We start from the raw sequence: 5,344 nt of genomic DNA, 5'->3' as shown, positions 1-5,344 counted from the left end.
CCTGCACGCGGACGAGGAGATCGCCGCGATCGGCCGGATCTGGCCGACGACCGCGATCACCGGCGCGGCGGCCACCCCGGACCGGGTGCTCGGCGCGCTCGGGGAGCACACCTGCGTCCACCTGGCCTGCCACGGCGTGCACGAACCGGCCGACCCGTCGGCGAGCCGCCTGCTGCTGCACGAGGACGCGTTGTCGGTGCAGGAAGTGTCCCAGGCGCACCTCCCCCGGGCCCGGCTCGCGGTGCTCTCGGCCTGCCACACCGCCCGTGGCGGCGCGGACCTCGCCGACGAGGCACTGCACCTGGCCGGCGCGTTCCAGCTGGCCGGCTACCCCAGCGTCGTCGCGACCCTCTGGCAGGTCAACGACCTGATGGCGACCCGGATCGCGATCGCCTTCCACACCGCGCTGGCCGCGGGCGGTCCGCCGGCGCCCGAGCGGGCGGCCGCGGTGCTGCACGAGGTGCTGCGCGGGTTCCGGGACTACCCACCGAGCGTGTGGGCCGGCTGGGTGCATTCCGGCGCTTAGCCGATCCGCTCGCGCCGGGTGTGCCAGGCTGGACCGCGGAGGGGAAGGGGGCAGCATGGCATTCCTGCGACGGCGGCAGCAGCAGCCGGAACCCGAGGAAATCACGATCACCCTGGACGGGCTCACGTCCGCGCAGGTGATGTTCGAGGCCGCGGTCCAGCGCCACGGCGAACTGCATCCGGAGACGATCAAGGCGATGCAGCTGGTGGTCAACCACCTGACCCACGACCGGCAGCGCCTGCGCGACGCGGCCGAGCTGCAGCACGAGGTCGCCCGGCTCAGCTACCTGACGTACGGGCCCGACCACCCGGAACTGCTGACCGCGCTGTTCCGCGCCGGCGACCTGCAGTGCGGCGTGGGAAACCTGGAGCTGGCCGAGCAGATGCTGCGCGACGCCCTCGACGGGCAGGAACGGACCTTGGGCCGCGACCACCCCGACACGCTGGCGACGGCACAGGCCCTCGGCGTCGCGCTGACCGGCCTCGGCCGTCCCGCGGAAGCCCAGGCCCTGCACGAAGACGTGGCGGAACGCCGGGCCCGCGCGCTCGGTACGGATCACCGGGACACGCTGATCAGCCGCGGCAACGCGGCCGACGCGCTGCGCTCGGCCGGCCGTTTCGCGGAAGCGGAGGTGCTGTACCGCGAAGTCCTGCGGGACACGGAACGCGCGTTCGGCACGGACAGCCGGAAAGCAGCCATCTCCCGCAACAACCTCGCCGCCACGGTGTTCCAGCGCGGCGACGCGGTCGAAGCGGCGAAGCTGTTCCGCGAAGTGCTCGCGGCGGTCGCGAACCAGCCCGAGCAGCGCGATTTCGCCGCGAGCGTGCGCAACAACCTCGCGGCGGTCCTGCACGAGCTCGGCGAGTACCCCGAGGCCGCCGCGCTGCTACGGCAGGCGGTGACCGACCGCGAGAACGCGGTCGGCCCCGACCACCCGGAGACGATCCAGTCGGTGGACAACCTGGCCCGGGTGCTCGCGGAGTGCGGCGACCGAGCCGAGGCGGCCCGCCTGGCGCGCCACTGCCTCGCCCACTACGAAACCCGCCTGCCGGCAAGCCATCCCCGGATCGAGGACGTGCGGAACTTCCTGGCCGAACTCTCCTGAGCGGACGCGCCCGGGCCCGGATTCGCTCATGGTGATCACCTCGGTGGGACGTGCCGCTGGACGTGCGGCATCTGCCGCACCGGCGGAACCTGCCGAGGCAGCTGGCCCAGCCGCGGGATCTCCACGTGCTCGCGCCGCTCCTGCCGATGCTCCGGGCCGGGGCCGGGCGTCCGCGGACCGGGCCGGAACTCCGGCTGGGTCTTCGGCCCCGGCGGATCGGGCCGCGGCGGAGGCGGGCCGTCGACGTGGGTTCGCACGTCCCATTTCGTGGCTGTCTTGCACACTTCCCGGAGCGCCGCCCGCACCTGCACGATCTCGGAGTCCGACTTCGTGTCCACGAGGTGCACCTTGAGGTCCACCGGCTGGACGCGCAGCTCCCGGCTCCCGTACCCGCCGTGCGGCGGCGAACCCGGCCTGCGGTGCTCGTGCTGCGCCATGCCGACGTACGTCTTCACCACGTGGTTGAGTTCCGCCCGCACCTTGACCCAGTCGAGTTTGCCGTGCTCGTCGCGGAATTTCTGGTTCAGGTCCAGCGTGTGGGTGAACCGGATGGGCGGTAACTCCACCCGATGCTGGATCTCGGTGGCGGGCACCATCGCCGTTTCCGGGTGCGGCGCCACCCGGCCGGCCTCGGCCTGCGCCCGCCACTGCGCCATGTTCGTCGACAGGACCGGTCCCGGCGGCTGGTCGCCGCCGCGGTGCGGAGGGTCCGTGTTGCGGGGCCCGGGAACCTCGTTGATCTTGACGGGCCCGTCACCGGACCGATGGGTGTCGGGCGGTTTGGCTCCCGTGTCGCCTTGGTGGCCGAGGTCGGGGGGTTTGCCGCCGGGCGGCCCGGTCGGGGCGTGATTGTCCTTGCCGTCCGGCTGCGCGGGCCGGTTCGCCGGGTGGGCGGTGTCGTGCTGCGGCTTCTGCGCGTCCGGCGGCACTGCCGGCTTTTCGGGCGGCTTCGGTGTTTTCGCCTTGTCGGCGGCCCCGGAGCCGAATTCGCCACTCATGTCTCGTCCCCTATCGGTAGCACGTGCGACCACACCCACTCCACGTCACCGGCGAACCAGCCCTGAGCCCTGGCCACCGCGTACCGCCAGGTGTCCCCGGCGCCGGACTGGACGCCGAGCGCCGACTCGAGCGCGGACGGTCTGCTGGTGCCGTACGTGACGGCGTTCCGGCCCGCCTCGTCCCGGAGCAGCTCGATGTGCCACCGGTCCACGGCGGCGTGCTGCTCGGCACGGGTCGAGCCCGGGATCGGCTGGCGGTAGAAGTGTTCCCACGCCTCGCTGTACGGGTGCCGCGGGGCGTCGCCGTCGCCCTCGAGCACGTGCAGCACCTTGGCCCACTTGTACGTCTCGGCGAGGAACTCCGCGCCGTCTTCGGCGCAGCTGCCGGGCAGGCCGTGCCAGAACGCGTTGACCTGAACGGTGTTGCAGTGCGCCGCGAGCACGTCCGGCCGCATGGCCGGTTGCAGCTGGGCCGAGCGGGTCCGCACCGCGCGCTCGGCCGCCTGCGACAACGCGCACTCCAGCGTGCGCACCGACGCCGCCCCGAGCAGGATGTCCCGGAAACGCTTGTCCAGCACCGGAACCGGGGCGTTGACCAGGTGGGCGAGCACCGTCAGCTCGGTCCAGACGGTGAGCACCGGGTACCGCGCCAGCAGTTGCCCGCCGCGCGCGATGTCGCTCAGCCGGCACGCGGCGGCCTGGCATTCGCTGCCACACGTGGCGCTGCGCACCGCGCGGATCAGGTCGGTGACCGGGGCGGGCCGGGCCGCCACCTCCTCCGCCTGCCGTCCGTCCGGGACGCGCACCAGCAGCGGCCGGTCCATGCCGTCGGTGAAGACCACGGCCTCCCGTGGTTCCAGCGACACGACGTTCCGGGACTGGCCGTTGTCGAGGTTCATCGTGGCGCCGACGCTCTTGCGGTCGTCCTCGGCGGGCAGCCGGTGCACCACCTTCACGGCGGTGTTCTTGATGACGTCCGGGATGAGCTTGCTCGGGATCTGTTCCACCACGACGAGACCCTCGCCGTACGCGCGGACCTCGGCCAGCAGCGACGCGAACGTCTCGACCGCGCGCCCGGCGGCGCTGTCGGTGTCTTCGCCGGGATTGCGCAGCAGGCGGTGCGCCTCTTCGATCACCGTGAGGTGGTGCAGCGGTACCTGCGATTTCCCGCCGTACCGCAGCTTGAGGTGCTCGGTCAGCTGCACCAGCACGGCGCCCATCAGGAAGGCCTTGTCGGTGTTGTCGCCGACGTCCTCGATCTGCAGCACCACGTTGCGGTGCATCAGCTCGTCGAAGTCCAGCGGGTGCGCGTCGTCGAGGAACCGCCCGAGCACGCCTTGCCCGAGGCTGCGCATCCGCACCTTGACGAACCCCTGCATGTTGGCGGCGATCTCGGGGCCGTAGCCGATCTCGTCCACCACGATCCCCGCGACCCGCTGCAGATCGGTGAGGGTGGGGTAGCGCGGCTCGGCGCCGGCGTGGACCGCCTCGCCGAGCGTGACGTCCCAGCCGAGCTCCTCGTACGCTCGGGTCAGCGCCGTGGTGAGGATCTGCGGGAACGGCTCGTCCGCGTCGAAGGTGGCCAGGAACAGCGCCCGCACCAGGTCGAGGTGGGTCTGCAGCGAGAACACGTGCTCGTCGCCGTCGGCGTCGGCGAACCGGGCCGGTGCCAGCGGGTTGAAGCCGACCGGCGGGTCGTCCGCCTTGCCGGGCTGGAGCACGACGACGTCGGAGCGCAGCGGGGCCAGCCGGCCGGCCATCCGTCCGTACTCGGCTTTGGCGGGCTCGACGACGAGCCACGGCAGCCCGGCGCGTGTGGCCTCGGTCAGCAGGTGCCGCACGGTGAAGGACTTTCCGCTGCCGGTCGCGCCGCAGACGAAGGTGTGCCGGTTGAGCGAGTCCCGGCCGGCCGTCAGCGGCCCGACCTCGGCGCGGGCCGCGTCCAGCACGGCACCCAGCAGCAGGCCCCCGCCGGCCGGCGCGTCCGGCGTGACGTCGAAGCGCCGTGGCTCGACGACCCGGATGCCCGGCAGTTCCCGCCGCGGCGGGCGGGTCAACCGCACCAGCAGCTCGGTGCCCGCCAGGACGCCGCTTCGCTGCGCCGCGCCGGCCAGGCTCGTCGCGCGGCCGCTCGGCGTGAGCACGTACGGCTGGTTGTCCAGATCCGCCGCCGCACAAAGCACTGCGGCGATGTTCTCCGTGACGGCCTCGTCGCTCCCGCCGACCAGCACCCGGATCCGCCAGGCGTTGCCGAGCAGCGCGCGGCTGAGTTCCCGGTACCGGGACTGCTTGCGCTCCAGGCTGATCCGGTTCGCCTCCCCCACCTCGGTGCGGGACAGCGGCAGGATCTCCCGGACGAGCCGGTCGAGTTCGGGCTGGACGTCGTGGGCCTGCGCCGGTTCGGCCAGCACCACCCAGGCGAAGGGCTGCCGCAGGTGCGCCACGTACTGTTCGAAGGAGCCGCGGCGGTCGCGGGGCTTGGTGTGCTTGGGATCCGACGGGGCCCACAGCGCGTCCGGCCGGCCGGTGCAGGCCACCCAGCAACCGAACGCGTCCAGCGGCGTGACCTGCCCCCGGCCCAGCTGCCGGGCCAGCGCACCGGGCGGGAACAGCACCTCGCCCGGTCCCGCGCCCGTGGCCGGCGTGAAATCGGGCGTGCCGCCGACCAGGAACCGCATCCGGCCGTCGTCCGGCGGCCGGGTCCAGGCCGACAGC

4 protein-coding genes are annotated in these 5,344 nt (G+C 73.0%); 2 read left to right on the top strand and 2 right to left on the bottom strand.

Annotated elements, in window-relative coordinates; genetic code table 11:
• Both G3I65_RS13090 and G3I65_RS13085 read left to right on the top strand, forming a co-directional pair.
• On the top strand, positions 1 to 526 hold a 526-nt coding region (locus G3I65_RS13090; RefSeq protein ID WP_160696351.1), incomplete at its 5' end, for a CHAT domain-containing protein.
• Between the two features lie 55 nt (positions 527 to 581).
• A complete protein-coding gene (locus tag G3I65_RS13085; protein ID WP_160696350.1) occupies positions 582 to 1,631 on the top strand; it encodes a tetratricopeptide repeat protein in 1,050 nt (349 codons plus the stop codon).
• Positions 1,632 to 1,666: 35 nt separating this feature from the next.
• Here G3I65_RS13085 and G3I65_RS13080 read toward each other — a convergent pair whose 3' ends face one another.
• Together G3I65_RS13080 and G3I65_RS13075 are read right to left on the bottom strand one after the other, a co-directional pair.
• Entirely contained in the window at positions 1,667 to 2,629 is a 963-nt protein-coding gene (locus G3I65_RS13080; RefSeq protein ID WP_160696349.1) for a hypothetical protein, read from the bottom strand.
• Positions 2,626 to 5,344: ATP-binding protein (locus tag G3I65_RS13075; protein WP_160696348.1), on the bottom strand; the 2,719-nt coding region annotated here is incomplete at its 5' end. The genes G3I65_RS13080 and G3I65_RS13075, both read right to left, overlap by 4 nt.

The organism is Amycolatopsis sp. SID8362 (assembly GCF_010550475.1).
Lineage (GTDB): Bacteria > Actinomycetota > Actinomycetes > Mycobacteriales > Pseudonocardiaceae > Amycolatopsis > Amycolatopsis eburnea.
Note: the sequence above shows the minus strand (reverse complement) of the source record. Positions and strands in the feature narration are given on the sequence as shown.